Here is a 314-nt window from a genome sequence, read left to right on the forward strand (position 1 = left end):
CTGTAATGGTAACAGGCGTCATAGGAGTATTAGCATGAATAAATATGGCGGTAATCGGGATAAACCCCGCTATAACATTTTTCTCGATTTTTGGGTTGGTTTTAATTCCCCTCCCGGCAATTTTTTTCACAACCACTTGCCCGGTATTCCTTTTCCAACCAATATGTATGGTCCAATAAATAAAAAACGCTCAATTTCCAACTTTGTAAAACCGGAGTAGTTCCCGGGCAGGGTAGGGTTCTTTTCGTCGATAGGCAGGTATTGCGGGTTTCCGTAAACGGCGGCGGTGGAAGAGAAGACAATATTTTTAATTC

The 314-nt window shown here is 42.4% G+C and carries 1 pseudogene; it reads right to left on the reverse strand.

The annotated features are described in order from the left end of the window. Positions 1 to 180 precede the first annotated feature (180 nt). Positions 181 to 314: pseudogene (locus tag ACYVTD_RS18860) on the reverse strand (UDP-glucose 4-epimerase GalE); the annotation flags it as partial.

The organism is Treponema sp. R6D11, assembly GCF_054786075.1.